The following is a 405-nucleotide window of genomic DNA, read 5'->3' on the forward strand; positions in this document are numbered from 1 at the left end:
TCGGCACTTTCGGTAATTTTATTGATAATTTCAGAAGTCGCTTCAATACCAACGTCAGCAGTTAGAAGTAGTGTTTCTATATCTTCAAGCAGCTCGTCGTCGATCTGCTTTTTGCCCATGATGAGTTCGCTTAAACCACCCGATAGGCGGCCTCGTGTGCGGCTCAAGCCAGACTTAATTCTGCCAAAAAAGCTTTTTGGCTCTGGCTCTGGCTCTGGCTCTGGCTCTGGCTCAGGTGCTGGTTCCGGTTCTGGCTCTGGCTCTGGCTCTGGCTCTGGCTCTGGCTCTGGCTCAGGTGCTGGTTCCGGTTCTGGTTTTGGCGCTGGTGTTGGTTCAGGCTCAGGTGCTGCTTCCGGTTCGGCTGAAGTCAGCGCAGACTCATTCAGCGGGCGAACCGTTTTAGTT

General features: G+C 52.8%; 1 protein-coding gene. It reads right to left on the reverse strand.

Annotated features, from left to right (window positions below):
- Positions 1–405 (reverse strand): signal recognition particle receptor subunit alpha (locus A3735_RS11470; protein WP_197485876.1); only part of this gene is annotated, 405 nt, incomplete at both ends.

Source organism: Oleiphilus sp. HI0061, assembly GCF_001635675.1.